This window comes from Halomonas alkaliantarctica, from assembly GCF_029854215.1.
Classification (GTDB): Bacteria; Pseudomonadota; Gammaproteobacteria; order Pseudomonadales; family Halomonadaceae; genus Vreelandella; species Vreelandella alkaliantarctica_A.
This window is the reverse complement of record NZ_CP122961.1, coordinates 2,351,588-2,378,077: the sequence shown is the minus strand read 5'-3', so window position 1 is coordinate 2,378,077 and position 26,490 is coordinate 2,351,588. Positions and strand designations below refer to the sequence as shown.

At 51.2% G+C, this 26,490-nt stretch carries 25 protein-coding genes and 2 pseudogenes; 16 read left to right on the top strand and 11 right to left on the bottom strand.

The window, feature by feature from the left end; translation table 11 throughout:
- Nucleotides 1-137: 137 nt before the first annotated feature.
- From QEN58_RS10895 to sthA, 8 genes are all read left to right on the top strand, one after another.
- Entirely contained in the window at nt 138-1,487 is a 1,350-nt protein-coding gene (locus QEN58_RS10895) for a Na(+)-translocating NADH-quinone reductase subunit A (RefSeq protein WP_280103687.1), read from the top strand.
- The gene (locus QEN58_RS10890; RefSeq protein ID WP_280103686.1) at nt 1,487-2,713 is read left to right on the top strand and encodes an NADH:ubiquinone reductase (Na(+)-transporting) subunit B; all 1,227 of its coding nucleotides are present in this window, start codon (nt 1,487-1,489) and stop codon (nt 2,711-2,713) included. Before QEN58_RS10895 ends, QEN58_RS10890 begins: the two co-directional genes overlap by 1 nt.
- The gene (locus QEN58_RS10885; protein ID WP_280103685.1) at nt 2,713-3,534 is read left to right on the top strand and encodes a Na(+)-translocating NADH-quinone reductase subunit C; all 822 of its coding nucleotides are present in this window, start codon (nt 2,713-2,715) and stop codon (nt 3,532-3,534) included. The genes QEN58_RS10890 and QEN58_RS10885 overlap by 1 nt, the downstream gene beginning before the upstream one ends.
- A gap of 2 nt (nt 3,535-3,536) precedes the next feature.
- Nucleotides 3,537-4,205 (top strand): NADH:ubiquinone reductase (Na(+)-transporting) subunit D, encoded by a 669-nt coding sequence (locus tag QEN58_RS10880; RefSeq protein WP_280103684.1) that lies wholly within the window; start codon nt 3,537-3,539, stop codon nt 4,203-4,205.
- Nucleotide 4,206: 1 nt separating this feature from the next.
- Entirely contained in the window at nt 4,207-4,824 is a 618-nt protein-coding gene (nqrE, locus tag QEN58_RS10875) for an NADH:ubiquinone reductase (Na(+)-transporting) subunit E (RefSeq protein WP_009286984.1), read from the top strand.
- Between the two features lie 72 nt (nt 4,825-4,896).
- Nucleotides 4,897-6,129 (top strand): NADH:ubiquinone reductase (Na(+)-transporting) subunit F, encoded by a 1,233-nt coding sequence (gene nqrF / locus QEN58_RS10870; RefSeq protein ID WP_133732373.1) that lies wholly within the window; start codon nt 4,897-4,899, stop codon nt 6,127-6,129.
- Nucleotides 6,130-6,362: 233 nt separating this feature from the next.
- A complete protein-coding gene (gene nqrM, locus QEN58_RS10865) occupies nt 6,363-6,617 on the top strand; it encodes a (Na+)-NQR maturation NqrM (protein WP_022523176.1) in 255 nt (84 codons plus the stop codon).
- Nucleotides 6,618-6,677: 60 nt separating this feature from the next.
- Nucleotides 6,678-8,069 carry a Si-specific NAD(P)(+) transhydrogenase gene (gene sthA / locus QEN58_RS10860; RefSeq protein WP_280103683.1) on the top strand — a complete coding sequence of 464 codons (1,392 nt, stop codon included), beginning with the start codon at nt 6,678-6,680 and terminating at the stop codon, nt 8,067-8,069.
- A gap of 46 nt (nt 8,070-8,115) precedes the next feature.
- Here the strand turns inward: sthA and QEN58_RS10855 are convergent, their stop codons facing one another.
- The 6 genes from QEN58_RS10855 to leuS all read right to left on the bottom strand — a co-directional run bounded on the left by QEN58_RS10855 (nt 8,116) and on the right by leuS (nt 15,239).
- Entirely contained in the window at nt 8,116-9,315 is a 1,200-nt protein-coding gene (locus QEN58_RS10855; protein ID WP_280103682.1) for a GGDEF domain-containing protein, read from the bottom strand.
- A gap of 295 nt (nt 9,316-9,610) precedes the next feature.
- Complete coding sequence (locus tag QEN58_RS10850; protein WP_280103681.1) at nt 9,611-10,555, bottom strand: PA2778 family cysteine peptidase; 945 nt, start codon at nt 10,553-10,555, stop codon at nt 9,611-9,613.
- A 34-nt stretch (nt 10,556-10,589) separates the two neighbouring features.
- Nucleotides 10,590-10,994, bottom strand: coding sequence for a PA2779 family protein (locus QEN58_RS10845; RefSeq protein ID WP_280103680.1), 405 nt, complete (start codon nt 10,992-10,994; stop codon nt 10,590-10,592).
- A 104-nt stretch (nt 10,995-11,098) separates the two neighbouring features.
- On the bottom strand, nt 11,099-12,166 hold the full coding sequence (gene holA, locus QEN58_RS10840; protein WP_280103679.1) for a DNA polymerase III subunit delta: 1,068 nt from the start codon (nt 12,164-12,166) through the stop codon (nt 11,099-11,101).
- The gene (locus QEN58_RS10835; protein WP_280103678.1) at nt 12,163-12,657 is read right to left on the bottom strand and encodes an LPS-assembly lipoprotein LptE; all 495 of its coding nucleotides are present in this window, start codon (nt 12,655-12,657) and stop codon (nt 12,163-12,165) included. The genes holA and QEN58_RS10835 overlap by 4 nt, the downstream gene beginning before the upstream one ends.
- Nucleotides 12,654-15,239 (bottom strand): leucine--tRNA ligase, encoded by a 2,586-nt coding sequence (gene leuS / locus QEN58_RS10830; protein ID WP_280103677.1) that lies wholly within the window; start codon nt 15,237-15,239, stop codon nt 12,654-12,656. Before leuS ends, QEN58_RS10835 begins: the two co-directional genes overlap by 4 nt.
- 161 nt (nt 15,240-15,400) lie before the next feature.
- On the opposite strand from leuS, the gene QEN58_RS10825 reads away from it, so the two are divergent.
- Nucleotides 15,401-15,922, top strand: a complete 522-nt coding sequence (locus QEN58_RS10825; RefSeq protein ID WP_280103676.1) for a zinc ribbon-containing protein — start codon at nt 15,401-15,403, stop codon at nt 15,920-15,922.
- A 27-nt stretch (nt 15,923-15,949) separates the two neighbouring features.
- Here the strand turns inward: QEN58_RS10825 and QEN58_RS10820 are convergent, their stop codons facing one another.
- The 3 genes from QEN58_RS10820 to QEN58_RS10810 form a co-directional block, all read right to left on the bottom strand.
- The gene (locus tag QEN58_RS10820) at nt 15,950-17,263 is read right to left on the bottom strand and encodes a hypothetical protein (RefSeq protein ID WP_280103675.1); all 1,314 of its coding nucleotides are present in this window, start codon (nt 17,261-17,263) and stop codon (nt 15,950-15,952) included.
- Nucleotides 17,264-17,660: 397 nt separating this feature from the next.
- The gene (locus QEN58_RS10815; RefSeq protein WP_280106926.1) at nt 17,661-18,185 is read right to left on the bottom strand and encodes a tyrosine-type recombinase/integrase; all 525 of its coding nucleotides are present in this window, start codon (nt 18,183-18,185) and stop codon (nt 17,661-17,663) included.
- 11 nt (nt 18,186-18,196) lie between these two features.
- Complete coding sequence (locus tag QEN58_RS10810; protein ID WP_280103674.1) at nt 18,197-18,622, bottom strand: phage integrase N-terminal SAM-like domain-containing protein; 426 nt, start codon at nt 18,620-18,622, stop codon at nt 18,197-18,199.
- A 358-nt stretch (nt 18,623-18,980) separates the two neighbouring features.
- Here QEN58_RS10810 and QEN58_RS10805 point away from each other — a divergent pair, with 358 nt between their 5' ends.
- The 5 genes and pseudogenes from QEN58_RS10805 to QEN58_RS10785 all read left to right on the top strand — a co-directional run.
- A complete protein-coding gene (locus tag QEN58_RS10805; protein ID WP_280103673.1) occupies nt 18,981-19,925 on the top strand; it encodes a hypothetical protein in 945 nt (314 codons plus the stop codon).
- 87 nt (nt 19,926-20,012) lie between these two features.
- Nucleotides 20,013-20,393: a nuclear transport factor 2 family protein gene (locus QEN58_RS10800; RefSeq protein WP_280103672.1), complete on the top strand. Its 381-nt coding sequence runs from the start codon at nt 20,013-20,015 to the stop codon at nt 20,391-20,393.
- A gap of 147 nt (nt 20,394-20,540) precedes the next feature.
- Nucleotides 20,541-20,978 carry a hypothetical protein gene (locus QEN58_RS10795; RefSeq protein WP_280103671.1) on the top strand — a complete coding sequence of 146 codons (438 nt, stop codon included), beginning with the start codon at nt 20,541-20,543 and terminating at the stop codon, nt 20,976-20,978.
- A gap of 67 nt (nt 20,979-21,045) precedes the next feature.
- Nucleotides 21,046-22,227 (top strand): annotated as a pseudogene (locus QEN58_RS10790) (IS3 family transposase).
- 7 nt (nt 22,228-22,234) lie between these two features.
- Nucleotides 22,235-22,456 (top strand): annotated as a pseudogene (locus QEN58_RS10785) (IS3 family transposase); the annotation flags it as partial.
- A 75-nt stretch (nt 22,457-22,531) separates the two neighbouring features.
- Here QEN58_RS10785 and QEN58_RS10780 read toward each other — a convergent pair.
- Nucleotides 22,532-22,975, bottom strand: coding sequence for a MarR family winged helix-turn-helix transcriptional regulator (locus QEN58_RS10780; protein ID WP_280103670.1), 444 nt, complete (start codon nt 22,973-22,975; stop codon nt 22,532-22,534).
- Between the two features lie 96 nt (nt 22,976-23,071).
- On the opposite strand from QEN58_RS10780, the gene QEN58_RS10775 reads away from it, so the two are divergent.
- Both QEN58_RS10775 and QEN58_RS10770 read left to right on the top strand, forming a co-directional pair.
- Nucleotides 23,072-23,518, top strand: coding sequence for a hypothetical protein (locus tag QEN58_RS10775; RefSeq protein WP_280103669.1), 447 nt, complete (start codon nt 23,072-23,074; stop codon nt 23,516-23,518).
- Between the two features lie 219 nt (nt 23,519-23,737).
- Nucleotides 23,738-25,360 (top strand): endo-1,4-beta-xylanase, encoded by a 1,623-nt coding sequence (locus QEN58_RS10770; protein ID WP_280103668.1) that lies wholly within the window; start codon nt 23,738-23,740, stop codon nt 25,358-25,360.
- Between the two features lie 40 nt (nt 25,361-25,400).
- Here QEN58_RS10770 and rlmF read toward each other — a convergent pair whose 3' ends face one another.
- Nucleotides 25,401-26,345, bottom strand: coding sequence for a 23S rRNA (adenine(1618)-N(6))-methyltransferase RlmF (gene rlmF / locus QEN58_RS10765; RefSeq protein ID WP_280103667.1), 945 nt, complete (start codon nt 26,343-26,345; stop codon nt 25,401-25,403).
- Between the last annotated feature and the right edge of the window lie 145 nt (nt 26,346-26,490).

The window sequence follows — 26,490 nt, the reverse complement described above, 5'->3', positions numbered from 1 at the left end:
GGATTTTTCGGGGTGGTTCAAGTGCTGCTTGGGCCGGACTGGTAACTATCTGAGCAGAAAATAACAATTCACTGAACAGAAAATAAGCATTCGAACCCCTTACCTTCGTATATCCGATCCAACAACTGGGCGAGACTATGATCGAAGTCAAAAAAGGCCTGGATCTCCCCATCACGGGAGCGCCCGAGCAGCGTATTGAAGATGCGCGTCCTGTGCGCCATGTGGCAATCCTGGGTACCGACTACGTTGGCATGAAGCCAACAATGGAAGTCCAGGAAGGGGATAAGGTCAAACTAGGCCAATTGCTCTTCACCGATAAGAAAATTGATGGTGTGCGCTATACAGCGCCCGCTGCCGGCGAAGTGCTTGCAATAAACCGTGGCGAAAAACGTCGTTTACTGTCTGTCGTAATCAAGGTTGACGAAACTGAGGAAGCGGTTGAATTCGCTGCTCACGATCGTAATGCCATAGCGCAGCTTGAACGTCAGGTCGTTGTCGACCAGCTTGTAGAGTCAGGGCTCTGGACTGCATTACGCACCCGTCCTTTCTCGCGCACTCCTGCGATTGATAGCACCCCGGCCGATATTTTTGTAACCGCCGTGGATACTCACCCTCTTAGCCCTGACCCAGCCCTGATCATTAATGAACAGGCGCAGGCATTCGAGGATGGCCTCAAGGTGTTAGCGCGCCTGACCGAGGGCAACGTCTTCCTATGTACGGGTGAAAATGCCTCAATTCCAGGCGGCGATGTTGACGGTGTAAAAACTGAAAGCTTTGCTGGTCCCCATCCTGCCGGGCTTGTCGGCACTCATATTCATTACCTTTCTCCGGTTGCACTGCATAAAAAAGTGTGGCACATCGGCTATCAGGACGTTATTGCGTTCGGTAAGTTCTTTGTAGAAGGGAAGCTGGATATGAGCCGTGTGGTCGCCATTGGTGGCCCGCGCGCTGAAAATCCTCGCTTGATACGTACGCGTGTTGGCGCGAGTACGGATGAACTCTTGGCAGGAGAAGTCATCAAACCCGAGGACACTCGCGTAATCTCCGGCTCTGTTTTCTCTGGCTTTGCCGCTGAAGGTAAGTTGACCTACCTTGGCCGCTTCAGTAACCAAGTAAGCTTGCTGGAAGAGGGCAATAAGCGCACGTTTATGGGGTGGCTGTCGCCCGGTGCTAATCGCCACTCTGTCTTGGGCATCTACATCTCTAAGATTAAGGGCCTGAGTAACTATGCGCCGACCACCTCTACCAATGGCTCCGAGCGTGCTATGGTGCCCGTAGGTGCATATGAGACGGTGATGCCGCTGGATATAATGCCAACTCAGCTACTGCGTTCGCTGATCGTGGGAGACATTGAGGTTGCCATGCAGCTTGGGTGTTTGGAGCTGGACGAAGAGGATCTGGCTCTGTGCACGTATGTTTGCCCCGGCAAATACGAATATGGCCCCATCCTGCGTGACAATCTCTCCATGATCGAGAAAGAGGCCTGATGATGGGTATTCAACAGACACTCCAAAATATCGAGCCGCATTTCCACAAAGGCGGAAAGTACGAAAAGTTCTATCCGCTATTTGAAGCGGTAGATACGATTTTCTACACACCGCCGAGCGTGGCTAAAACCACGGCTCACGTGCGTGACGGTATCGATCTTAAACGCATCATGATTACCGTATGGATGTGTACCTTCCCAGCAATGCTGTTCGGTATGTGGAACGCAGGCTGGCAGGCTAACACCGCCATTGACGCGGGCTACGCCTCTATGGGTGGCTGGCGCGAAGCGATTTTGATGACGTTGGCAGGTGGACATGACCCAAGCAGCTTCTGGGCTAACTTTGTTTTAGGCGCCACCTACTTCTTGCCTATCTATCTGGTCACTTTTGTTGTTGGTGGCTTCTGGGAAGTGTTGTTTGCGATAAAGCGCGGCCACGAAGTCAACGAAGGCTTCTTCGTCACTTCTGTGCTGTTTGCACTGATTCTGCCAGCGACTATTCCGCTTTGGCAGGTTGCGCTAGGGATCACCTTTGGTGTTGTGATCGGTAAGGAGATCTTCGGTGGTACGGGCAAGAATTTTTTGAACCCCGCGCTAACTGGCCGTGCATTTCTTTACTTTGCCTACCCAGCGCAAATCTCAGGTGACTCTGTATGGGTGGCTGCCGATGGTTATACGGGTGCGACGGCACTCTCCATGGCGTTCCAGGACGGCATGTCTGCTCTAACCGACACCTTCAGCTGGTGGGATGCTTTCCTTGGCTTTATTCCCGGCTCGGTGGGTGAGGTCTCGACGTTAGCGATCTTTATCGGCGCAGCCGTATTGCTGTGGACAGGAATTGCCTCCTGGCGAATCATGCTGGGTGTGTTCCTGGGTATGGTGGCAACCAGCACGCTGTTTAACCTGATCGGTTCTGATTCCAACCCGATGTTTGCCATGCAGTGGTACTGGCACTTGGTGATCGGCGGTTTCGCCTTCGGTATGGTGTTCATGGCAACCGACCCCGTATCAGCCTCGATGACGAACCAAGGTCGCCTGCTGTTTGGTGCGCTGATTGGTGTGATGACCGTTTTGATTCGCGTTGTGAATCCGGCTTTCCCGGAAGGCATCATGCTGGCGATTCTGTTCGCTAACCTGTTTGCACCGCTGATTGACCATTTCTTCGTCCAGGCCAACATTAAGCGTCGCGTTAAGCGAACCAGCGTACCGGCCGAGGAGACTGCCTAATGGCACAAGGTAACAACTCCATCAAGAAAGTCCTGATTGTGGCGTTTGCACTGTGTATCGTGTGCTCCGTCATTGTCTCGACCGCGGCGGTCGCCTTGCGGCCAATGCAGCAACTTAACCAGGAACTCGACCGTAAAACCAACATTTTGAACGTTGCCAAGCTCTACGAGCCTGGTATGGACGTTGAAGAGGTGTTTAGCGACGAGATTACTGCTCGGGTGGTTGATCTGGATACGGGTGAGTACTCCGATGAGTTTGACCCCGATACCTACGATAGTTTTGAGGCAGCCCGTGACCCCGCTTCGGGGCGCACGCTTTCCGGCGACCAAGACATCGCGGGGCTATCACGCGTTGAAAACTACGCCACGGTCTACCTCATTGGTGGTGAAGATGACCCTGAACAGATCGTGCTGCCGATTCGTGGTCAGGGGCTTTGGGGCTTAATGCGTGGCTTCCTGGCCGTAGAGGGTGACGGTAATACTATCGTCAGTATCACCTATTACGAGCACAGTGAAACGCCAGGCCTGGGCGCTGAAGTTAACAACCCGCGCTGGCAAGCTCAGTGGGAAGGTAAGAAAATTTACGATGAAGAGGGAGATCTCTCACCGGAAATTCACCTGACCAAAGGCGGCGCCAGTGACGAATACGAAGTCGATGCGCTGTCTGGCGCTACGCTGACCAGTAACGGCGTGACTAACATGCTGCAATTCTGGTTAAGCGAAGAAGCTTTCGGTCCCTATTTGGCAAGATTCCGCAGTGGCACTGAGCCGGAAGACGCCGAAGATACCGATACCAACTTCGAAGACGTTGAGGGGGCCTGATCATGGCGGACGTAAATGCAAAAGGCGTATTAACGGCGCCGATTTTCCAGAACAACCCTATTGCATTGCAAATTCTGGGTATCTGTTCTGCGCTGGCGGTAACCACCAGCATGAGCGTATCGCTCGTTATGGCGCTGGCGGTTATTTTCGTAACGGCATTTTCAAACCTGTTCGTATCGTTGATCAGGAATCATATTCCCTCTTCGATTCGCATTATCGTACAGATGACCATTATTGCCTCGCTGGTTATCGTGGTTGATCAGATTCTCAAGGCGTATGCCTATGAGATGTCTAAGCAGCTATCGGTATTTGTGGGTTTGATCATTACTAACTGTATCGTCATGGGGCGTGCTGAAGGCTTTGCAATGTCCAATACACCGGGCATGTCGTTTTTAGACGGTGTTGGTAACGGCCTCGGCTACGGCTTTGTTCTTATGGTGGTGGGGTTCTTCCGCGAACTGCTGGGTTCAGGCAGCGTATTTGGCATTACCATCCTCCAGACCGTGCAAAACGGTGGCTGGTACGTGCCTAATGGCTTGCTATTACTGCCGCCTTCAGCGTTCTTTATTATCGGTCTACTGATTTGGGTAATGCGTTCCGTTAACCCTGAGCAAGTAGAAGATAATGAGTTCAAAATGAAGGAAAACACCAAGCCCAAGGAGGCCGTGTAACATGGAACATTATCTGAGTCTTTTTGTTGCCTCGGTATTTGTTGAAAACATGGCACTGGCCTTCTTCCTGGGGATGTGTACTTTCTTGGCCGTGTCCAAAAAAGTCTCCTCGGCGATTGGCCTGGGCATTGCGGTTATTGTGGTATTGACCGTCACCGTGCCGGTTAACAACCTTGTCTATACCTTCTTGCTACAGGAGGGTGCGTTGACCTGGACCGGGATTAGCGGTGCTGAAAACATTGACCTCTCATTCCTTGGGTTGCTCTCTTACATCGGTGTCATTGCGGCGTTGGTACAGATCATGGAAATGTTCCTTGATAAGTACGTACCGTCGCTCTACAACGCGCTAGGGGTATTCCTGCCGCTGATTACCGTTAACTGCGCTATTCTTGGTGGCGTACTGTTCATGGTCGAGCGTAGCTACAACTTTGGCGAAGCTGTGGTCTATGGCTTTGGTGCGGGCACCGGTTGGGCGCTGGCAATTGCCGCCCTGGCGGGTATCCGTGAAAAGCTGAAGTACAGCGATGTGCCGGGTGGCCTTCAAGGGCTGGGCATTACTTTCATCACCGTGGGGCTGATGTCGTTGGGCTTTATGTCCTTCTCGGGCATTCAGCTTTAATCGGAGCCGGTTTTTCCCGGCGGTGTCAATCATCGCCGGGTAATAGAAAACCTCCAGCAATAGGAAACCGACATGGTTGATACAACAGTCATCTTGCTCGGTGTTGTCATGTTCACGGTCATCGTTATTAGCTTAACGGCGATCATTCTGGCAGCGCGCAGCAAGCTTGTGAGTAGCGGGGACGTGACCATTGAGGTCAACGGCGACCCTGAACACACTTTGAAGACCCAAGCCGGTGGTAAGCTGCTAAATACGCTTGCGGCTAACGGCATTTTCCTCTCTTCCGCCTGCGGTGGCGGCGGTTCTTGTGCCCAGTGTAAGTGCCGGGTAGAAGAGGGCGGCGGCTCTATTCTGCCGACCGAAGAGTCGCACTTCACCATGCGTGAGAAGAAAGAGGGCTGGCGCCTCTCTTGTCAGGTACCTGTGAAGCAGGACATGAAAGTCGAAGTGCCTGAAGAAGTGTTTGGGGTGAAGAAGTGGGAATGTGAGGTTATTGCCAACCCCAACGTTGCCACCTTTATCAAAGAGCTGAACCTGAAACTGCCTGAAGGCGAAGAAGTTGCCTTCCGCGCCGGTGGCTACGTCCAGCTCGTTGCTCCTCCCTATGATGTCAAATTCTCGGATTTTGATATTGAAGAGGAGTACCGGGGTGATTGGGAAAAATTTGATATGTTCAAAATTTCCCACAAGAACAATGAGGAGGTGATTCGCGCCTACTCCATGGCGAACTACCCGGATGAAAAGGGTATCCTCAAGTTCAACATCCGTATTGCCACGCCGCCTCCCGGCACTGACCATCCGCCAGGTTTGATGTCGACTTACGTCTTCAGCCTTAAAGAGGGTGATAAGGTCACTGTAATGGGGCCGTTTGGCGAGTTCTTTGCCCGTGATACTGACGCTGAAATGATCTTTATCGGTGGTGGTGCGGGTATGGCGCCGATGCGCAGTCATATCTTCGATCAGCTGAAGCGCTTGAAGTCTGAACGCAAGATCACCTTCTGGTACGGTGCGCGCTCCTGGCGTGAAACCTTCTACAACGAAGAGTATGATCAGTTAGCCGAAGAGTTCCCGAACTTCGAGTGGCACTTGGCGCTTTCTGATCCACAGCCAGAAGATAACTGGGAAGGGCCGACAGGCTTTATCCATAACGTGCTGTACGAAAACTATCTGAAGGACCACCCAGCACCTGAAGATTGCGAGTACTACATGTGCGGGCCTCCTATGATGAACGCCTCTGTTATCAAGTTGTTGCTTGATATGGGCGTCGAGCCGGAAAATATCCTGTTGGATGACTTCGGTGGCTAAACAGTCGGCGTAAGTTGTTAGTAGCGTTAAGCGGGGCTGGCCTTTTGGGCTGGCCCCGTTTGTTTATAAACCTTTGTGAAAAGGAATGACTTAGCGCCGCGCTGATAACAGGGGCTCGGCTAAGGTATAATCGGTTTAACGATGAATGACCGTGAGGCACTTATCACTGCAACTATTGTCGTCAGGTAAGGCCAATAATTTAAAGCTAGGCAATGCAATGCTGGGAGATTGATATGACTATTTGGCTACTGGTATTCGGTTTCATGGCACTGATTATGGGTGCGATGGCCGTGGGGGTCATCATGGGCCGCAAGCCGATCGCCGGTTCATGCGGTGGTTTGAATCAAATCGGTATGAAAGATGGTTGCGATATCTGCGGCGGCAAAGATGAGGTGTGTGAAGAAGAGAACCGCAAGCGTGGTGGCGTTCGTCGCCGCAGCGACGAGAGCCGTGGTGCAGATTTGGGCTATGACGCTACACGTCGCTAACAAGACTGCGGTGTATGCAACGGGAACGGTTGAGCAAAATAGCAAAGGGACGCAGAGAGCATGGCGGTTCACAATTACGATATTGTGGTTATCGGTACAGGGCCTGCAGGGGAAAGCGCTGCCATCAACGCTGCAAAGCATGGTAAACGCGTAGCCATCATTGAGAAGCAGGCGCAGGTAGGCGGCAACTGCACTCACTGGGGTACCATTCCTTCGAAAGCATTGCGCCATCAGGTCAAACAGATCATGGCGTTCAACACTAACCGTATGTTCCGCGATATTGGTGAACCGCGCTGGTTCTCCTTTCCCAAAGTGATGGAGCGCTCACGAGGCACTATCGATAAACAGGTAGAAATGCGCACCACCTTCTATGCGCGTAACCGCATCGACCTGTTCCATGGTGTCGCCCGGTTTAAAGATGAACACACATTATTGGTGCGTGACCGCCAGGAAGGCATGGAAGAGTTGGTGGCCGAGAAAATCGTCATTGCCACCGGTTCGCGTCCCTATCGTCCGGCGGATATTAACTTCCGCCATCCGCGTATCTACTGTTCCGATACCATCTTGAGCCTTTCGCACACTCCACGCACGTTGGTGATTTTTGGGGCAGGGGTGATTGGCTGCGAATACGCATCGATCTTTTCTGGCCTGGGCGTCAAAGTTGATCTCATTAATAACCGTGACAGTCTGCTGTCATTTTTGGACGACGAGATTAGCGATGCGCTCTCTTACCATTTACGTAAGCACGGCGTGTTGGTCCGTCATAATGAAGAGTATGAGAGTGTTGAGGGCGATGAATCGGGCGTAGTGGTGCGTCTCAAGTCAGGCAAAAGGATTCGTGCTGATGCATTTTTGTGGGCCAATGGCCGCACTGGTAATACCGACAGCTTAGGCCTTGAGAACATTGGCTTAACCGCCAATGGGCGCGGGCAGCTAAGCGTCGATGAGCACTATCGCACCTCGGTGTCCCATATCTATGCGGCGGGCGATGTAATTGGCTGGCCGAGTTTGGCGAGCGCGGCTTACGACCAAGGCTTGAATTCGTGTAATGAGCTGCTCGATAAAGAGTATCGTTTTGTTAGGGATGTACCCACCGGTATTTATACCATCCCCGAAATCAGTTCGTTTGGCCCGAATGAACGTGAGCTTACGCAAGCCAAAGTGCCCTACGAAGTAGGTAAAGCCTTTTTCAAAGATACCGCCAGGGCGCAGATTACCGGTGACACAGTGGGTATGCTCAAAATCCTTTTCCATCAGGACACATTGGAAATACTCGGCATTCACTGTTTTGGTGACCAAGCGTCTGAGATTTTGCATATCGGCCAAGCGATCATGCAGCAAGAAGGTGAGGCCAATACACTTAATTACTTTGTGAATACGACGTTTAACTATCCTACGATGGCAGAAGCCTACCGGGTAGCTGCGCAGAACGGCTTAAATCGGGTTTTCTAACAAGGGCTTTTATAACCTGGGGCGATTCACCTTGTCTTATCGTCTTTCAAGAGTCCATGGGTTCACCTATAAAGGTGTGAGCATAAGTATGCGGGCCTTTATAGGGTGTGGGTTCGGCGGGCGGCAGCAGGCTTTCAGCACGGTTGCGTCCCAACGCTTTGGCTTGATAAAGCGCTTTGTCGGCAAACGAATAAAGCTGTTCAAACGTCAGTGAGCCGCCATGGCATGTAGTAACGCCAATGCTAATGGTCGGGTTGGCGAGCAGGTCTATACCGCTCAGCGTATTAGCTTCAATTTCTCGGCGCAGCCGGTCGGCTACCTGGAGGGCATCATGGGTATTTGTGTTGGGCATTAATAAACAAAATTCCTCACCACCAATTCTCGCTAATGTATCGGATGGACGGCTTAATTTGCGAAGCTGTTTACTGACCTGGCGAAGTACCTCATCGCCGGTAGGATGCCCATAGGTGTCATTTATATTCTTAAAGTGATCAAGATCTAACAGCATTAGGCTAAGCGATCCATGATCACGTTGTGCTTGGGTGAGCGCCGCTGATGCTATATTGACCAAATGGCGCCGGTTATAAAGCCCCGTCAGCTCATCGGTTAGCATTAATTGATGCATGACGTTGCGCTGACGGTGTAAGTAAATAACCGCTAAGCAGAGCGTGATCGCCGCGCTGACCATCAGCACCAGTAGCACACTCACGGCGATCGAGAGCCGCTGCATGATCAAGCGTTGTTGTATGGAAATAGCGCGAACATCATCTAGCAGTTGATTATACAGCCAAGATTGAGCGCCACCGATTTCCATTGCAGCGCGCTGTAATGGATCAATAAGTTCTGGCCGCTGTTGAGCTTTTTGTGCCTGCTGATGTAGATCTGAAAGGCGATTATTAAGCTCGCTGAAATGATGATTGAGATATTCAACATCTGATAGGAGGTATCGATGGCGTTCAATACTGCCCTTTATGTTATTTAAGTGCTGTTTGGAACGTGAAATAAAATAATCAATGTATTCAACCTGTTCGCTACTAGGCAAGCGGCTGCCTTCCTCTAGAGCGTCCCTTAACTGAGGTGTGGCTTGCTGGGCCAATACAATGTCACTAATCAACGTGGTGTAGTCGGCACTGGCTTTTTGACACGCACTGTATACATAGCTGCCGATTACTGCCGACAACACGAAAAAGAGAGCGGCAAAAATGGACGCCAAGCGTCCGCCGGGCTGATGAAGAAAGCGACGCATGATCACGAGGCAACCAGCAAGCTGGTAATGATATCGCCCCTCTCAGCGTGCTGCAGAGTAGGCGTAGGGACGTTGTGCGAAGAAACGCAATCATCAAAAGAGAGCTTACGTTGCAAAAGGCAGTTCAGCATGGATCCTCTCCCGTAAATGGTTAGGTAGTCCAATGAACAGGTTAAAGACATCGTCCTTATGCAACTTAAGCACTCACTGGCTATGTCTGCCATCCCACAACTTTACTAATTGCAGGATCATACTTGTGCTCGTTATTATTAATATGACGGTTAAAAACCGATATTTAATCGTTATTTAAAGCTTCTAAGGCTAAACGAGCTTTTTCCTGCCAGCTGCCCGCCAGCGAGGCGGCCTGCTCTAATGCTTCCCGTGCGGCGATGGGGTCTTCTTGTTGAAGCCGTAAAAGGCCTAGATTTAGCCAGGCAGCGCCCATTTTTACATCAAGCTCCGTTGCGCGTTCAAAGGCGTTGCGAGCTTCCTCTGGTTGTTGGTTAGCATACAGTGCGTTGCCTAGCGCAAATTGCCCAATAGCATTGGCAGGATGGTGCTCGTTAAACGTCTGCCAGCTTGATAATGCAGCGCTGGGACCGTGTGATTCTTCGTAGGCACTAATGGCTTCAAGCGCGTTACGGGCAGTAATACCCGCGGGTAGCGTACCCGGTTCGGCCACCACAAAGCCCCAGCGCTCAGTGCGTGCCCAGGTGGCGTCGAAACGACTAAACGACATCGTATGGCGTTCAATTTCGCCACTGCGCAGAATAAGCGTTTCATTGGGCAGATCATAGCCAATGGCCACGGCGTAGTGCCACATTGGGTAAATGGGGAGCGATAAATTCTGCATCACTACCACCGGATCACCTGCTGCCAAATGACCTAACAGTGCATCCATAGTGCCTCGAACGGGATAAGCGAGCTGATCATAACGCCGAACAGTCGCTAGCATTTCTGGCTGTACGCTGCCATCCCGCTCAGGCAAGAACACTTGTGGGATCAGTTGCTCAACGTCGGTATCGACATCCTGATAATTGAGAACCATCGCCAGCGTGGCAGGACCGCACTGAAACTCCGTTTGGGCATAAAATGGTACGCTGGTGATTTCTGCATGGGCGGGTAGGGCTTGATAGGTACTTTGTAGCAGTACCGGATTTCGAGCGCAGCCGCTAAGCAGTACCAGTAAAATAAAAACGCCCGCAATGCGGGCGTTAGAAAGCATGTTATTCAAAGACATGCTATTCAAAAACTTAGTGGTCATGAGATGCCTATCAACGCGTAAACGGGTAAACGTCGGTCAGGCCGAGGATATCGGTAATCAACAGAATGATAAAGACGGCAAAAAGCGCACCGATAACGCCACCACCGGCGCCGGCAGGCATCATCTCAAGCTGTTCAGCCATTTGCTGTGCTTCAGAATCACTTAAGGCAGCAACGCGGGCATCTACTTCGTCCAGGTCAACACCCTGTTTTAGCAGCTGATCTTGCACGTCGGCGCGCGCCAGAATCTCATTAATACGCTCACGGTCAGCGCCAGCACGATCAGCTGATAAAACAGATTGGGTAGAGACTAAATCCATTGATTGGGGAGTGGTAGGGGCCGCTGCAACCGGTAGGCTGGTAATTACGAGCGCCGCAATTAGCAGGGTGGAGAGGTAAGCACGCAATGTTTTCATCGTCTTCTTCCTTATAGACTAGTCGGGTTGGCACAAGCTTTTTTTAGCTTGAATCAATAGTATAGAAACAAACGGAACATTTTTTAAGGGTAATGTGCAAAGTGCTAATTATTTGCACTAATGCGATAGGTCCAGGCCGATTCAGAGAGCAATCCTCGGCCACCGGCCATGGTCATGGCTAAATCGTGTAGTCCTGGCCATAGTGGTACTGCCGCCGCGCCCTTAACGGCTAAATCCAGACGTTGGGCCATTAACAGCAGTTTATGCAGCCGCTTCATGGGAAGGCGACCAATCGCTTTCTGGTAAGCAGGGCGGCGCTTATCAAAAATCATCGGCTTTTGGGTTTTGCAGGCATGCTCAAAGCTCTGCCCTTGATCCAGGTGCTGATGTAACGAGAGTAGGGTGCGTAGCTCTCGGCTAAGCGCCCATAGCACAATAGGCGCCTCAACGCCTTCGCTGCGTAGGCCATTAACAATGCGCGAAGCGCGGCTGGGCTCGCCTTTCAAGCAGGCATCGGCCAAATTGAAAACATCAAAGCGTGTGCTGTCTTCAACCCCTTGGGCAATGCTCTCAACGTTCAGGCGGGTGCCTTGGGGGTGGATTAATGCCAGCTTTTGCAACTCTTGGTCAGCGGCCAGTAAATTGCCTTCGGTGCGCTCACCCAGCAGGCGAGCGGCTTCCAAGTCAATTTGTAAGCCGTGCAGCGAGGCGCGGTCACGCAGCCAATAACCTAAGCGGGAGGCATCCACCGGCCAAACCGGTACAAACAAGCCGTGCTTATCCAGTGTTTTAAACCAGGCGCTTTTTTGCTGCTTGGCATCTAGCTTGCCCATGCCAATGAGCAGAACATCATCGCTGTTATCCAGGGTTTCGGCATACTGCGCTAACGCTTTACTGCCTTCTTGGCCTAGCTTGTGATTGCCTAAGCGCAACTCCATTAGCTTGCTGGTCGCAAACAGCGAGAGGTTACTCGACATTTCCATCAATCGACCCCAAGCAAAGTTGGGCTCGACATCGAGTACTTCGCGCTCTTCAACACCCGCCTGGCGAGCTGCGGCTCTTACCGCATCGCAGGCGTCGCGATGCTGTAAGGGTTCATCACCGGCTACAATCACCACGCGGGGAAGCTTTTTTGCCAACGCAGCGGGTAGCTGATCAGCAAATACCTTCACTGCATGCCCTCAACGTAAGTGAGGCGTTCAATGATTCGTTGGGACAGCTGGCGCGCAAGCGTTTGTTCCGCTTCCATCATCAGCGTTTCGCGGTTGAGCAGGTCATCATCGCTAACGCGGATACGCGTACTCGTCGACAGCGTTTCGTTATTGATGTGATAGGCATTAGACACTCGCTCTTGTACCGAGAGCGTAGTGCTAAGCGTTAGCTCGTGCTCACGGCTTGCCCCGCCATCACCTCCCAATCGCCGCTCAATTAACGCGGGCGTACCCAGCGTGACCCGCCATGGGGCATCAGCGGTTACCTGAGTACCTAGCTGTTGAAGGCGCGTTGCGACCTGTTGAGCAACGGCACTGTTGGTGTCGCCCTCTAAGGCAAGGGTGGGCAACGTAGGCAGTGATTCAGTGCCGCGTAGCCGAAACCCACACCCGCTGAGCAGCACCGCCGCCGAGGCGGCGATGCTAGCCGTTAAAAATGTGCGTCGGTTCATCCGCTCACCACGATATTAACGAGTTTTCCGGGCACCACGATGACTTTACGCACGGTGTTGCCCTCGAGGAAGCGCTGAACGTTTTCGTGTTCCATCGCCATTTTTTCAATAGCCGCTTTATCGGCGCTTGCCGGTACTTCAAGGCGGGCGCGCAGCTTACCGTTGACCTGTACCACCAGCTCGATGCTGTCGCGGGTAAGGGCGGACTCATCCACCACCGGCCAGGTCGCTTCGATGGCGGGGCCTGCATGACCAAGCGCTTCCCAGAGACTATGACACAGGTGCGGCGTAATCGGCGAGAGCAATAGTGCACAGGCTTCCAGCGCTTCGCGACTAACCGCCAGACCAAGCTCGGAGCTATCGTCGAACTTGCCGATCGCGTTAGAAAGCTCCATCACCGCTGCTATCGCCGTATTGAAGGTGGTGCGGCGGCCAATGTCGTCGCTGGCTTTCTTAATGGTCTCGTGGGTTTTACGCCGCAGGGCTTTCTGGTCATCATTGAGCGCGTCAATGTCTAGCGTTCCTGGGCTGCCAGCTTCCAAGTGCTCATTGACCTGACGCCATAGGCGCTTCAAGAAGCGGTGAGCACCCTCAACGCCGGAATCCGACCACTCCAATGACTGCTCGGGCGGTGCGGCAAACATCATAAACAGGCGCACGGTATCGGCGCCGAACTTGTCGATCATCGACTGCGGATCGACGCCGTTGTTTTTCGACTTGGACATCTTCTCGATGCCGCCCATCTCCACCGGCTCGCCGTCGCTCATCAAAATAGCGCTGAGCGGACGGCCCTTCTCATCGCGCTTCACTTCCACATCGGCGGGGTTAAACCACTGCTTGCCGCCGTTATCGGTAGGGCGGTAGAAGGTTTCCGCGATGACCATGCCCTGGGTCAGCAGCTGCTGGAACGGCTCATCTGAATCGACCAAACCAAAGTCGCGCATCAGCTTGTGGAAGAAGCGGGCATACAGCAGGTGAAGAATGGCGTGTTCGATACCGCCAATGTAGAGATCCACCGGCAGCCAGTAGTTGGCCCGTTCGTCCAGCATTGCCTCGGTGTTATCGGCACAGCAGAAGCGTGCGTAGTACCAGGATGACTCCATAAAGGTGTCGAAGGTATCGGTTTCACGGGTCCAGCCATCGCCCAGATCAGAGAATGCCGGCATCTTTTTCAGCGGCGAGCCCGAGGCATCTACGGTGACTTCCATCGGCAGCGAGACCGGCAGTTCGTCATCGGTTAGCGGTACGGTTTGACCTTCCGGGCCGTATTTAACCGGAATCGGTGCACCCCAGTAGCGCTGGCGGGCAACGCCCCAATCGCGCAGGCGGTAGTTGGTTTTTACTTCGCCACGACCAAGCTCAGCCAGTTTGGCGGCAATAGCATCAAAGGCTTGTTCAAAGCCGAGCCCATCAAACTCGCCCGAATTCACTACCGTGCCGTATTCGGCATAAGCCTCTGCAGAAACGTCGGCGGGCTTGCCACTTTCATCGGCGATGACCGGTTTGATCTCGATACCGTACTTGGTGGCAAACTCCCAATCGCGCTGGTCGTGGCCGGGCACCGCCATAACGGCACCGGTGCCAAACTCCATCAGTACGAAATTAGCCACAAAAACGGGGACTTCATCACCCGTAAGCGGGTGAACCGCCCTATGGCCGGTGGGCATGCCTTTTTTCTCTTTGGTGGCCATTTCTGCTTCAGAGGTGCCGCCCCTGGCGCACTCATCACAGAAGGCCGCCAGATCGCTATTCTGCTCAGCCGCCTGCTTGGCCAGCGGGTGGCCTGCAGCAACCGCCACATAGGTAACGCCTAGCAGCGTATCCGGGCGTGTGGTGTACACCGCCAGCGGGTCACAGGTGTTGCCATCTTTAGCCTTGATATCAAAGCTCAGTTCAACGCCACGGGATTTACCAATCCAGTTACGCTGCATGGTTTTGACCTGCTCCGGCCACTCCACTTTATCCAGGTCGGCCAGCAATTCGTCTGCGTAGTCGGTAATTTTCAGGAACCACAGCGGAATCTCTTTGCGCTCTACCAGCGCGCCAGAGCGCCAGCCGCGGCCTTCGATAACCTGCTCATTGGCGAGTACGGTTTGATCCACCGGGTCCCAGTTGACCGTCGACATCTTCTTATACACCAAGCCTTTTTCGACTAGCTTGGTGAAGAACCACTGCTCCCAGCGGTAGTAGCTGGTATCGCAAGTGGCGAATTCGCGGCTCCAGTCGTAGGCAAAGCCCAGTGCCTTCAACTGATTACGCATGTAGTCTATGTTTTGGTAGGTCCACTTGGCGGGCGGTACCTGGTTCTGGATAGCAGCGTTTTCTGCGGGCATACCGAAGGCATCCCAGCCCATGGGCTGCATGACATTTTTACCTTGCATGCGCTGGTAACGGGATACAACGTCACCGATAGTGTAATTACGCACGTGCCCCATATGCAGCTTACCGCTGGGATAGGGGAACATGGAGAGGCAGTAAAACTTCTCCCGGTTCGCGTCCTCTACGGCTTTGAAGCACTGATTTGTATCCCAGTACTGCTGGGCGTCGCGTTCGATTTCACGAGGGCTATAGTGTGCGTCCATCGGTTTATTAATGCCTTGGCGTATTCGCCCAAAAGGGGCGCAAAGTGAATGTAAGATGACATCTATCAGATAAGTGAGGTCGATTGTATCCTATGCAGGTGTATCCTTGAACGGTAAGCCGATGATAGGTAACTGCACGCGTCGACAAAAGGAGAAGCACCATGAGTGAACAGCAGAATGACAATCGCCTACGCGAAGGCTACGAGCGCTTGCTAGAGCGGATGCAGGGGGGCGCCAACGAGCTCACCTGGGAAAATTTGCAGAAGGATTTGGACGACGCGGTCGAGTTTGAATCGGAGCTAGAGGAGTACACCAAAGACGAGCTAGCCCTGCTGCGCGCCTGGGTCGAGCGTGACCTGAAGGACATGCGCTACTACATGGCAGATACCGGCAAGCAGGTGGCCAGCTGGCTGGGCATCGATATTGACGGCCTTTCCCGGCGTGTGGCGGAGTCGCTGCTTTCGATTGCCGACCGCAGCGTGGTCGACCGCGAACGTTTTGACGAAGATTTAGAAGCAGCTCGCGCCGACTACTGTGAAGGCGAGATGGCTGCGCCGGGGCTGATGGCGTGCACTCACTGCGATGCCCAGGTAATGCTGCCTAACGTTGCGCGCTTGGAACCTTGCCATCAGTGTGGCCATCGTTACTTCTACCGGTTCCCCAACAAGATTGTCGAGACCTGAGCCTAACCAGAGTACTGCCCAGGCGGTTTAACCTGCCAGATAACTGACGCCTGCGATCGCCCCCAGCGAAAGCAGGCTCATTATCGCTGCATAGAACAGGTTGTTTTTCATCATGCGGTAACCGCTTACCCCGTAGCGCCCCTGCAGCGAGAGGTTGATTCCTGAAAGTGGGCCCACACTGGTGCCCACTGCCCACGACGTTAATGCCACAAATGCAAACACGGTCTGCTCGCCGTTCTGCAAGTTAAGTATTGACGCTAGCACCGACACGCCAATAATTGGATGCAAACCTGCCAGTGCGCTCAACGTAATGGCCGCAAAGCTAAGCATTGCCTGGGGCGCGCCAAAACGGGTGAACAGCGTCCAGTCGCTGCCAGCCGCTGCCGTGACCAGCGTCGAAAGGCCAATCGTTAATAGCCCTGCCGCTAAAAACAGCGAAACCTCCCCACGCATTGCGGGCAGCCGCGTGGTGGTGTGCTGGCGAAGGCGGTGCATAGTAAAGCGGGGCCCATGGGTTAGGTTGCTCAATACCGCCACGCTGGGCAGTAGAAAAGTGATAATGCTGACAATCGTAAGGGCAGGGGTGAGCACAAAGTGAAACAGCATCACCAACGCTGCCATACCCACCGGCATAAACAGGCTGCGTGGCGCCAGTGAATAGCCATCCACTTCGCTGAGGTCAAATCGGCGCCTAAGTTCCAGCGTGGTTAACAGCCCCGACAGCATCGCCATGGGAAAGCCCACCACGGCAATTTGAGCATACTCAACCTCCGGCACCAGTGCGATCACAACGCCCATGGAAGCAAAAAACGGCGACCACAGCGCCGCGCTGGAAAGCCCTCGGTTGAGCGCTAACAGTTGTGGCGTCGTCAGCGGCCCCCGCCGAGCCAGCTTATCGCCCACCATAAATACGGTAGACAGATTCAAAATCGTACCCAGGAAGTGCACTCCCAACCAGGTGCGCAGTACACCACCAGCCCCAGTCACTCGGCTTCCCGTCGCACCCTTGTTACCTTGCTTACCAATCAGCGAAATAAAGCTAACGCCCACCAGCATGGCCGCCACAAACGAATTGCCCTGCAACATCGCGGGCCAATCCACCTCAGCGTCATATACAAACCGCGCTACTAGCAGCATGCCAACGCCTAGCGCAATGAGGACGCCCGCCTGAATACGCGAACGTTTAGGAATATCTCGCCACAGCAATACAACCGCCGCCCACAGCAAATAGCTCACCGCATGCGCGGTGCTCAACCAGCCGGTAAAGCCAATAATCTGTGCGATCAATCCAAGCAGAATCAGCACGCCCGCCAGGCGTTGCCGAGGAGTTGTCTCTTGCATGCCAAACCCTTAATAGTGAATTAGCAGGCTAATCGGATTTGCGGAGGAAGGCCAGTGGCAACAGAGCATCAGACCGTCAACCTTGTGGGAGGGCGCTCCATCGCGCGAAGATTAAGCCGCAATGCTGGCGGTGTTACTGAAATGTAAGAAAGCAACCTTCTATCGCGTGGTAACGAATATGCGAGGAACGAGCGATGAGGCACCCGCGAAAACATCTCGCAGCGCCACTAATGTTGCTATTCAACTAAAAGACAACTCACTTTTCGCACCGACACGGGACCTAAGCTAAATTTATCAATAAGGTATGTTAATGAGTCAAACACGGTTGCGATTGGAGCGTTTTAACGTAACCCAGGTGCGCCGTGGCGGTAGCGTGGTTAGAGTAAATGCTTAGTAACTAAGTTATAGCATCCAGAGGGCTTGTTAAGCCCGCAAAATGTTGTCCAAGCACATGGGTATAAATCTGTGTGGTAGATACATCAGAATGCCCAAGTAACTCTTGAACCGTTCGAATATCCCTACCGTTTCTAAGTAGCTCGGTAGCAAAGCTATGACGAAATGTATGGCAAGAGATCCGCTTATTAGTCAATTTTGCAGCCGCCACGGCTTTTTTTAACGCCTTCCTGGGTACAGAATCATGCAAATGGTGGCGACACATCACGCCAGTAACGGGATGGCGAGAAATGCTGCTAGATGGAAACAAATACATCCATGCATGCTGCCGGTAAGCAGAAGGGTATTTTTTTGCCAAAACACCTGGAATAGAAGGACCAATACTGTCCTGGTTGTCTCGTTCTTGTAGTGCTAACGCATTGCTGATGATATCGCGCGTGCTTTCATAAAGGGACGGGCTAAAGATGGTCACTCTGTCTTTTGCACCTTTACCATCTCTCACCGTTATTGATCCACGGGAGTAATCAATGTCTTTTACCCTTAAGCGCAGACACTCAGTAATTCGAAGGCCAGAACCGTAAGAAGCGAAAAAATTAGTTTATCTCTACCGCTCATCTCCTTGAGGATACTAGCGACTTCAGCCGCCATGAGCACTTCAGGCAACCGTTGTGGCTTGGAGGCATGCTTGAATTCAAGATCACCCAATGGCTGTTTCAGGAATTGGTTATACAAATATGCCAGCGCGTTCAACGCTATACGTTGGGTGTTGACAGCGACATTGCGTTCAGTGGCCAGGTGACCGAGGAAGCCCACAACTTCGGCTGCCCCCATTTCAGTTGGATGACGGCAATGGTTGTATCGAATAAAAAAGCGAATCCAGTAAATGTATGTTTTCTCAGTCCGAATGCTCATGCCACGGACGCGAATAGATGTGCGAACCTCATTTAGGAAAGGGCTACTGGCCATTTGGGGAAGTCCTCTCAATTGCTGTATATAAAGCCAGTATAATCAGGTATTCTTAATCTGCAATGCGCGTTTTTCTATATCGTTAGCGGAGTAAGCGCTCAAATTTGCAGCTGTGTCTTAATAAAGCCTTTAAATAACAATAAGTTGATAAATTAAATTGTATGTTTATGTGCAATTTGTAAAGATGACTTAAAGTGATTACGCGCATGCGCATTTTTCTAGCGAGTTTTGTATGGGTATTGATTATTTTCCAGTTTAATCAACTGGTTGGCAGTTTTTGGCAGGATTGAGCCTTCCAGAAAAACGCGCATGCGCACTAATAAACTGTTATGTGTCTAAATAAGTAAGGAGATACCAATTGGGGAAAGGCATTAAAATGGATTCCGCAAAAAAAAATGACTGCGGAGATAGGATCTTTCATATTTCCAAATTAAGTAAGTCAGACAATGGAAACCTCAATTGCAAATACTGTGGAACTGATGTTCAGTATGTATCCTCCTATACCCGAAAATCTTCTAGTAGAACTGTGGCTGCGTACTTAAAGTTGTGGCAGGAGGCTGAACATAGTAATGAATGCAGTTACACAGTAAAAGGAGCTGTTGACCTTTTAGTCGCAGAGTCCAGCTCAGTAGAAGATACCAACCCTATATTTGAGAGACAAAATGATGGAAGCTATCTGTTTAGAATGAATATTCTAATGGATGCACAAAAGGTGGCTCAGGATTTAGTTGAGACTGGCGGTGACTTCGAAACGAGCAAGCATTTATCAACACGCAGGAACTACATTAGTTCCGAGCAACAATTAGCCTCCTATTTTCGGTCTGCAGCAGGAATTGCCAAGTTAAGAGCCTTAATCCAAGAGTCAGCAGATGTCGAAGAGCTGAAAGAACTTGTAAAAATACAATACAAAAATGGTTTCGTTTCTTGGAATGATTTCTATTATGACGAAACAAGATATCAAATACTTTTCAATCGTTTGCTCAAAGAAAGTGTTTCACATCCAGTTGCGGTAAACCTTACTGTTAAAGGAGAGGTTAATTTCTACAAAGATGCAAAATACTTTCCGTGGAGTTTTCAATGCTACAGTCAATCACTTGATTCCAATAACGAAAAAACTATATTTATCCCGAAACTACAACTCGCCAAAGAGAAATTTTCAGAAATCATCTCGCCTGGAGATACGTTATTGGTAGTAGGCAATGCTTGGTCCAATAAGGTAAAAGATAAGTCATCAATCTTTAGGGGATTTAATGTGTCTGTTTTTAACAAATCACAATTTAAGAAAGAAATTGAGCACGCGTAAAACACATAACAAACGCATGTTGTCGGACTGGTTTTCCGCTGCGCTCCAAACCAGCCGCAAATGCGGGCGTTAGGGGCAGAGAAAACAATGGATTCAAAGGAAGTCGTCCTAGCTTTTTGGGATGCGATGAAAACCAATGATTTTGTCAAAGCGAGTGAGTGGCTTAGTCCTGATTTTGAAGGTTTCTGGCCTCAATCAGGTGAGCTCATTATTGGCAGAGACAACTTTACTTCTATCAATTCTCATTACCCTGTCCACGCTGTTTGGGAGTTTGAAATTCATTCGGTAGTTTGTGACGGCGCAACGGTTGTCACTGATGTTTCAGTTACAGATAGTGTGCAAAAAGCACGCGCTATTACATTTCATACCGTTGAAAATGGATTAATTAGTAAGCAAAAGGAGTTTTGGCCAGATCCAATGGAAGCACAAGAGTGGCGAGCCAAGTGGGTAAATATCGTACAAGATTAAAACGCGCAGCTAACAAAAAATTTAAGCAGATTCGCAACGCTTGACGCTCTGGGTTTGCAGTGAGTTTAGTGTTTAAGGTTCTATGCAGTGGCTTAGCTTTTGCGTTGCTCACTACTTAATTGGGGGTTATGCGCAAAAGGAGGAGGCGTGCATCATTTAGCAGCCCAATGGATTGTGGGGTTACTGAGAGATAGGAATATCCCTTTTCTGATCTGTGGGGGACTCGCTGCTAAGGGATATGGCTCTGAGGGTAACCTGAATGACCTCGACCTTTTCGTCCCTGGCAAACACTTTTCGTCAGTGGTTCAGGATGGTCAGGAATTTGTATTAAAGGCGGCCGCTCACCGTCAGGAGGAAGGCTGGGACCTAACCTACGTCCAGTTCAAGTATGCAGGCATTAAAGTGGAGGTAGGTAGCGCTGACGGTCCGCGAATCTTTGATGCGGGCAGCGAGACGTGGGTTCCGCTCAATATAGATTTCTCTCGCTATAAAACAGTCAATTTGCTGGGCTTAGAGCTTCCCCTTATGCTGAAAGAGGATCTGGTCCGGTATAAATCTGCGCTCTCACGGTCGGTGGATATGTAGTGGCATAGTGAATTTGGCCACCTAATTAGAGGTGCTAATATGCGCCAAGACATCACTAGGTGGCAGCATGGCAACAAGACCAAAACGTAACTTTAGCCCTGAATTTCGGCTCGAAGCAGCACAGCTAGTCGTTGATCAACACTATACGGTTCGAGAAGCGGCTGAAGCCATGAATGTGGGGTATTCGAGCATGGATAAATGGGTTCGTCAGTTACGCCAAGAGCGTGATGGCCAAAGCCCTAAAGCTACGCCCATGACACCTGATCAGCTCAAGATTCGCGAGCTTGAAAAGTGCATCCGTGACATTGAGATGGAAAAAGACATCTTAAAAAAGGCTACCACTCTCTTGATGTCGGACTCCCTGAACACTTCTCGCTAATCGAGAAACTCAAGACGAGCTACCCGGTAAAAAAAACTGTGTGACGTGTTTGGCGTGCATCGCAGCAGCTTTAACTACTGGAGACAACGTTCAAAAAGACCTTTGTGTGCCACGAAAGCCAAGGAAATAGCCAAGGTCAGAGAACTATTTCGCGAGAGCGAAGGCTCTGCAGGTGCTCGCAGCATTGCAGAGATGGCGACAAGGCAGAATATTCCGTTAAGCCGCTATCGCGCTGGCCGCCTGATGGAAAAGCTTGGTTTAGTTAGCTGCCAAGTTCCTGGGCACACCTACAAGAAAACAGGTGATGAGCATGTTGAGACACCGAACCACTTAGAGCGACAGTTTAACATCGAGGCACCCAACCAGGTTTGGTGTGGCGACGTCACGTATATCTGGACTGGCAATCGCTGGGCTTATATAGCCGTTGTCATGTACTTATTTGCTAGGAAAACGATTGGCTGGTCAATGTCGTTGTCCCCCAATAGCGAACTCACCAGCAGTGCATTAAAAATGGCTTATGAGAGTCGTGGGCGGCCAAAAGGGGTTATGTTCCACAGCGATCAGGGCAGTCATTATACGAGCCGCAAGTTCCGTCAGACGCTCTGGAAATGTCAGATAAAACAAAGTCTAAGCCGACGTGGGAATTGCTGGGATAATGCGCCAATGGAGAGGTTCTTCAGGAGCTTAAAAGTTGAATGGGTGCCAACGTACGGCTATCGCTCATTCTTGCAGGGGCAGCATCATATCGTGAACTACTTAATCGGGTATTACAGCCAGCTTAGGCCTCACCAACATAACGGTGGTATGAGTCCAAATCAGGCAGAGGAAAAATACTGGGTTAACTATAAACCGGTGGCCAGTTTTACTTGACCACTACATACAGACAACGCACCGTCCTGGAATGTGTAAAGACAAAGCAGAAATGGAGTCGTTCTTCCATACCTTGAAAGGTGAATTGATCAAGGACAGCACCTTCTATGGTGAGATGCATTTGAGGGATAAGCTGGTAGGTTACATCCAGCACTTTTATAATCGAGTTCGACTGCACTCAAGTTTAAACTACCTGAGTCCGGTCAAATATGAAGCAGTGACGACGTGAGCAGCGAAGGTGTCCGATTTATCGGGGGAAGATCACAAACCTACGCTGCGCTCCGGTTTGCCCCAGAGCACGGCGTTAGCGGTCAATAGAGTCGGAGATTCGCTTAAGAACAGACAGGGTTGTCTCAAGTTCTGCATTGGTGATACCTATTGAGCATTTCATTGCCCATCCCGATTGCTTTTCATCCAACTTCAAAAATACCGTTTTCCCAACTTCCGAGAGGCTTATCAGTTTTGCGCGCTTATGGCCTGGATTGTCCTGAAAAAACAGAAGTTCATCCTCACGCATGGCATCAACAAGTCGTTGTACTGCTTGTCGTGTCAGTCCCATGCTTCTGGCTACTTGCGGTACAGTTTGTGGTTCACCCGCTAGGTAGAGGGCACCCAAAATCTTCCATCGGGCACTCGTAATGCCGTATTCCGAACCCATATGGTCACCTTCACTTACAAGGAGCCCTCCCAGCTTGAAAACTTCCAGAACAATTTCGGTGAACACCGGGCCTTTCTGAGTGTCGTTCATATGCAATCCTACCGGTAATTTGACAACATGTTGACAACAATGGTCGCCATTCACATAATGACAACATGTTACCAACTAGCCCTCCCGGAGGAAACCGTGACGCTCATACTCCATCGACTTGCAGCATCCGTCGCCATCTTGTGCATTGCCACGTTTTTCTCGGCAACCATTTTCGTCGAGCTTTTCGGTACGGGAGAATCCATCGCAACCCTGAAAAGTCTCATTGTATGGCCAGGCTTGTTTATCCTTGTTCCTTCCATTGCACTAACTGGCGGTAGTGGTTTCGCCTTAGCAAAATCTAGAAGCGGAAAGCTCGTACTACAAAAGAAGAAGAGAATGCCGTTTATTGGTGCCAATGGAGTATTGGTGCTAATTCCATGCGCAGTATTTCTTGATCTTTGGGCATCTGTAGGCACTTTTGATACTAATTTCTACGTTGTGCAAGGCGTCGAGTTGCTTGCTGGTGCAATCAATCTCATCTTGATGGGATTGAATATGAGAGATGGTTTTAGGATGAGTGGTAGATTTAGACGGTTTGCGTGAACAAACCCCTAACAATACCTTCCAGCGGACGCAATCGCTAACGCGCCTGCTCCGCTGAAGGCTGGCGGTAGAAAACCACCACTGACGCCTAAGTGTTGGCAGGATAAAAAAACAAACAAGAAGTGGTCAGCATGCTGCGCTTCAAGGGTAATGGTTCCTCAAAAACCAACAACCGAATCTTGGGAAAACGCACTGGTACATTCCTTTGGAGGTACGCCTGTGACCAATGCTCCACTCCGTTTGTGGGAAGGTTTTTCTGGTGCCACTGTGCAATCAAATGGCGTGTTGTTTGAAGGCCTCGACCGTAAGCTGTCGCCGTTGCCTGAAAGCACAGATGCACCGGTGCACAACCCGTCTCTCAACCTAGCTATGCGCTTTCAGGTCTCCGGTGATTTTGAGATCAATATCACCGCTACGCTGACTGCCGCCAACTCCACCTACTTCCTGTTTCACGGTGTTATACCGATGGTGCAGGATGAGTGGTACTACGCGCAGAGCACCTTCAAAACCCAGATTTTCAATGGTGACTGGTGTTACTGGACAATGTATCACCCTGACAATACCGAGTCGGGAAATGCTGCTGCCAGTGTAGGCACCAATGTGATTTACACCTTCAAGCGTGAGGGTACCGAGCTCGTGTTCCTGACCAACGGCGTGGAAGTTACCCGTCAGCCGGATCTGGGGCTGTTTGACGATGGGGTGGTTTATCTAAGCCTGGATGAAGCTAACGTGGGTGCAACGTTCCTTATTACCCAGATCACCACTACTGGTACTGTAGAAGAGACGCCTGTGCGGAGTGTGCCCAAGACAGCGGGCACCTTGCGTGACAAGGCCGGTAAGTTCCGAATAGGTACCGCGGTGGCCACCTACCCGATGGTCTTTGACGAGCAGTACCGCAGGATTCTGAGCAATGAGTTTAACCAGATCACCCCTGAGAATTGCATGAAGTTCCAGTTCATCCAGCCTGCCCGCGGGTTCTACGACTTCTATGAGTCGGATAAGCTGATCGACTACGCCGAACGTAATGGCATGGAGGTGCATGGCCACACGGTGGCGTGGAACGAAGCGACCCCGCAGTGGCTGTGGGACGGCTGGCTCGACGGAACCATCACCGCTAGCGAAGTAGGGGAGATCCTGGATGAGCATATCGAGATGCTGTTCAGTCGCTATAAGGGCCGCATGGTGTCGTTCGATTTGATCAACGAGCCGTTCCTGGACTGGACAGACCAACTCCGTGATTCCGTCTGGTACCAGGCATTAGGACGTGGCTACATTGAGCGGGCATTACGTAAAGCCCATGAAGTGGATCCGGACGTACTGCTGTTCATTAACGAGTGGGGTTGTGAAGAGGCGGGCGACAAACAGGACTTCCTGTTCAACCTGGTGGTCGAGTTGCAAACCGCCGGCGTGCCCATTCATGGCATTGGCTTGCAGATGCACGAAGACGTGAACGCTGAGTACCAGGCGTACTGGGATGTGAATAGCACGTCGGTCGGCAAGGCGGACCTGATTTCAGCAATTGCTCGCTTCCATGCCATTGGCATTGAGGTGCGGGTGTCTGAGCTGGATATCAACCAGCACCGGATCTTCGCAACCACTCCGAATGCGGTAGCGGCTAGGTACGCGACCTACCTGGAAGCGTGCATCGAAGCGGGGGCGCACTCGTTTACCATGTGGGGTTTCACCGATCGTTGGTCGTCACTCAATGAGTGGTACGACTATTACAACCATGGTAACGGGCTGATCTATGATGCCCAGTATCAACCCAAGATGTCCTACCGAGCGCTTTCCAATAAGTTGGATGAAATGGCAAGTTCTCTTACCTCTCTCTGGAAGGAATGATCTTATGAACATCAGAATCAGATAGAGGCGGCTAAACGGCTCAGATGAATGTCCAGGCCAGTACCCTTGTCAGCTTATTTCCCTGTTTCATCTCTATTTCCCGGCTATCAACGGCACCGAGCTTGCTAATTAGCTTCTTGGCAGGCTTAACATTGTCGGCTTTCGAAACCAGGCTACTAAACCAACGGCATTGAGTTGAATACAGTTGGCTTTCTCTTATTAGTTTTTTAAGAAATAGCTGTTCGCCGCCCTTACACCAAAGCTCTGCTCCCAGCCCGCCAAAATTCAGAACGGGGGATTTAGTTTTTGCTTTTTGTTCACCGCGACTATGCGCAAGGTTATTGAGCTTACGCTGGCTACCTCTAAGTGCTTCATCGAGCGAGACATGGAAGGGTGGGTTGCATACGCTGACGTCAAAGAACTCCCCCGGTTGAATGATCCCTTCAAAAATGTGGTTTTTATCGTGCTGCGTGCGCAGCGTGAAGCGATCTTTGAGTGTGGGGTTGTTGGTGATAATCATGGCGACGTTCTCAAGCGACTGAGCGTTAATGTCACTACCCACACACTGCCAGCCGTAAATTTGGCAGGCCAGTAGCGGGTAGATGCCATTGGCTCCCGTCCCTATATCGAGCAGCTTGATGCTGGGCTGTTCACCCCCAAGCCTAATTAAGTCCGCCATGTAATGGATATAGTCGGCTCGGCCTGGGATGGGTGGGCAAAGCGCACCCTCTGGAATGTCCCAATCGACAATATTGTAGTCTCGGTTTAATAACGCAGCGTTGAGCGTTTTGACTGCCAATGGGTCTGCGAAATCGATGGAAAAGGTGCCATGAGCGTTCGGTTTTACATGGGGGGCTAGTGCTGGGTGGCTTTTTACGAGAGCGGGGAAGTCATAGCCTTGGTTGTGTAGATTCCTAGGGTGCAGGCCTTTGAGAACGGATTTGGCTTGGCTTTTTTTACTTCGATGGAGGGGATTCACAGTCATAGGCCTGGGGCTGGGCGTTCATTAATCGAGTGGGTTTGGCATAGTCCGTGATTATAACCTTAATGGTTTGTGTTGGGCTTTGGCACTGCTTTGTGCTGCTCGGGTGCCTCGCTGCTCGTCCCTCACATGCTTGTTACCAAGTGAA

Bases quoted from the DNA above. Each gene is read 5' to 3' on its own strand.
- nqrF (WP_133732373.1), top strand. From the start codon at position 4,897: ATGGTTGATACAACAGTCATCTTGCTCGGTGTTGTCATGTTCACGGTC.
- QEN58_RS10895 (WP_280103687.1), top strand. From the start codon at position 138: ATGATCGAAGTCAAAAAAGGCCTGGATCTCCCCATCACGGGAGCGCCC.
- QEN58_RS10835 (WP_280103678.1), bottom strand. From the start codon at position 12,657: ATGAACCGACGCACATTTTTAACGGCTAGCATCGCCGCCTCGGCGGCG.
- QEN58_RS10810 (WP_280103674.1), bottom strand. From the start codon at position 18,622: ATGGCCAGTAGCCCTTTCCTAAATGAGGTTCGCACATCTATTCGCGTC.
- nqrE (WP_009286984.1), top strand. From the start codon at position 4,207: ATGGAACATTATCTGAGTCTTTTTGTTGCCTCGGTATTTGTTGAAAAC.
- nqrM (WP_022523176.1), top strand. From the start codon at position 6,363: ATGACTATTTGGCTACTGGTATTCGGTTTCATGGCACTGATTATGGGT.
- QEN58_RS10820 (WP_280103675.1), bottom strand. From the start codon at position 17,263: ATGCAAGAGACAACTCCTCGGCAACGCCTGGCGGGCGTGCTGATTCTG.
- QEN58_RS10825 (WP_280103676.1), top strand. From the start codon at position 15,401: ATGAGTGAACAGCAGAATGACAATCGCCTACGCGAAGGCTACGAGCGC.
- QEN58_RS10780 (WP_280103670.1), bottom strand. From the start codon at position 22,975: ATGAACGACACTCAGAAAGGCCCGGTGTTCACCGAAATTGTTCTGGAA.
- QEN58_RS10850 (WP_280103681.1), bottom strand. From the start codon at position 10,555: ATGTCTTTGAATAACATGCTTTCTAACGCCCGCATTGCGGGCGTTTTT.
- QEN58_RS10880 (WP_280103684.1), top strand. From the start codon at position 3,537: ATGGCGGACGTAAATGCAAAAGGCGTATTAACGGCGCCGATTTTCCAG.
- QEN58_RS10855 (WP_280103682.1), bottom strand. From the start codon at position 9,315: ATGCGTCGCTTTCTTCATCAGCCCGGCGGACGCTTGGCGTCCATTTTT.
- QEN58_RS10885 (WP_280103685.1), top strand. From the start codon at position 2,713: ATGGCACAAGGTAACAACTCCATCAAGAAAGTCCTGATTGTGGCGTTT.
- rlmF (WP_280103667.1), bottom strand. From the start codon at position 26,345: ATGACTGTGAATCCCCTCCATCGAAGTAAAAAAAGCCAAGCCAAATCC.
- sthA (WP_280103683.1), top strand. From the start codon at position 6,678: ATGGCGGTTCACAATTACGATATTGTGGTTATCGGTACAGGGCCTGCA.
- QEN58_RS10845 (WP_280103680.1), bottom strand. From the start codon at position 10,994: ATGAAAACATTGCGTGCTTACCTCTCCACCCTGCTAATTGCGGCGCTC.
- QEN58_RS10890 (WP_280103686.1), top strand. From the start codon at position 1,487: ATGATGGGTATTCAACAGACACTCCAAAATATCGAGCCGCATTTCCAC.
- QEN58_RS10800 (WP_280103672.1), top strand. From the start codon at position 20,013: ATGGATTCAAAGGAAGTCGTCCTAGCTTTTTGGGATGCGATGAAAACC.
- leuS (WP_280103677.1), bottom strand. From the start codon at position 15,239: ATGGACGCACACTATAGCCCTCGTGAAATCGAACGCGACGCCCAGCAG.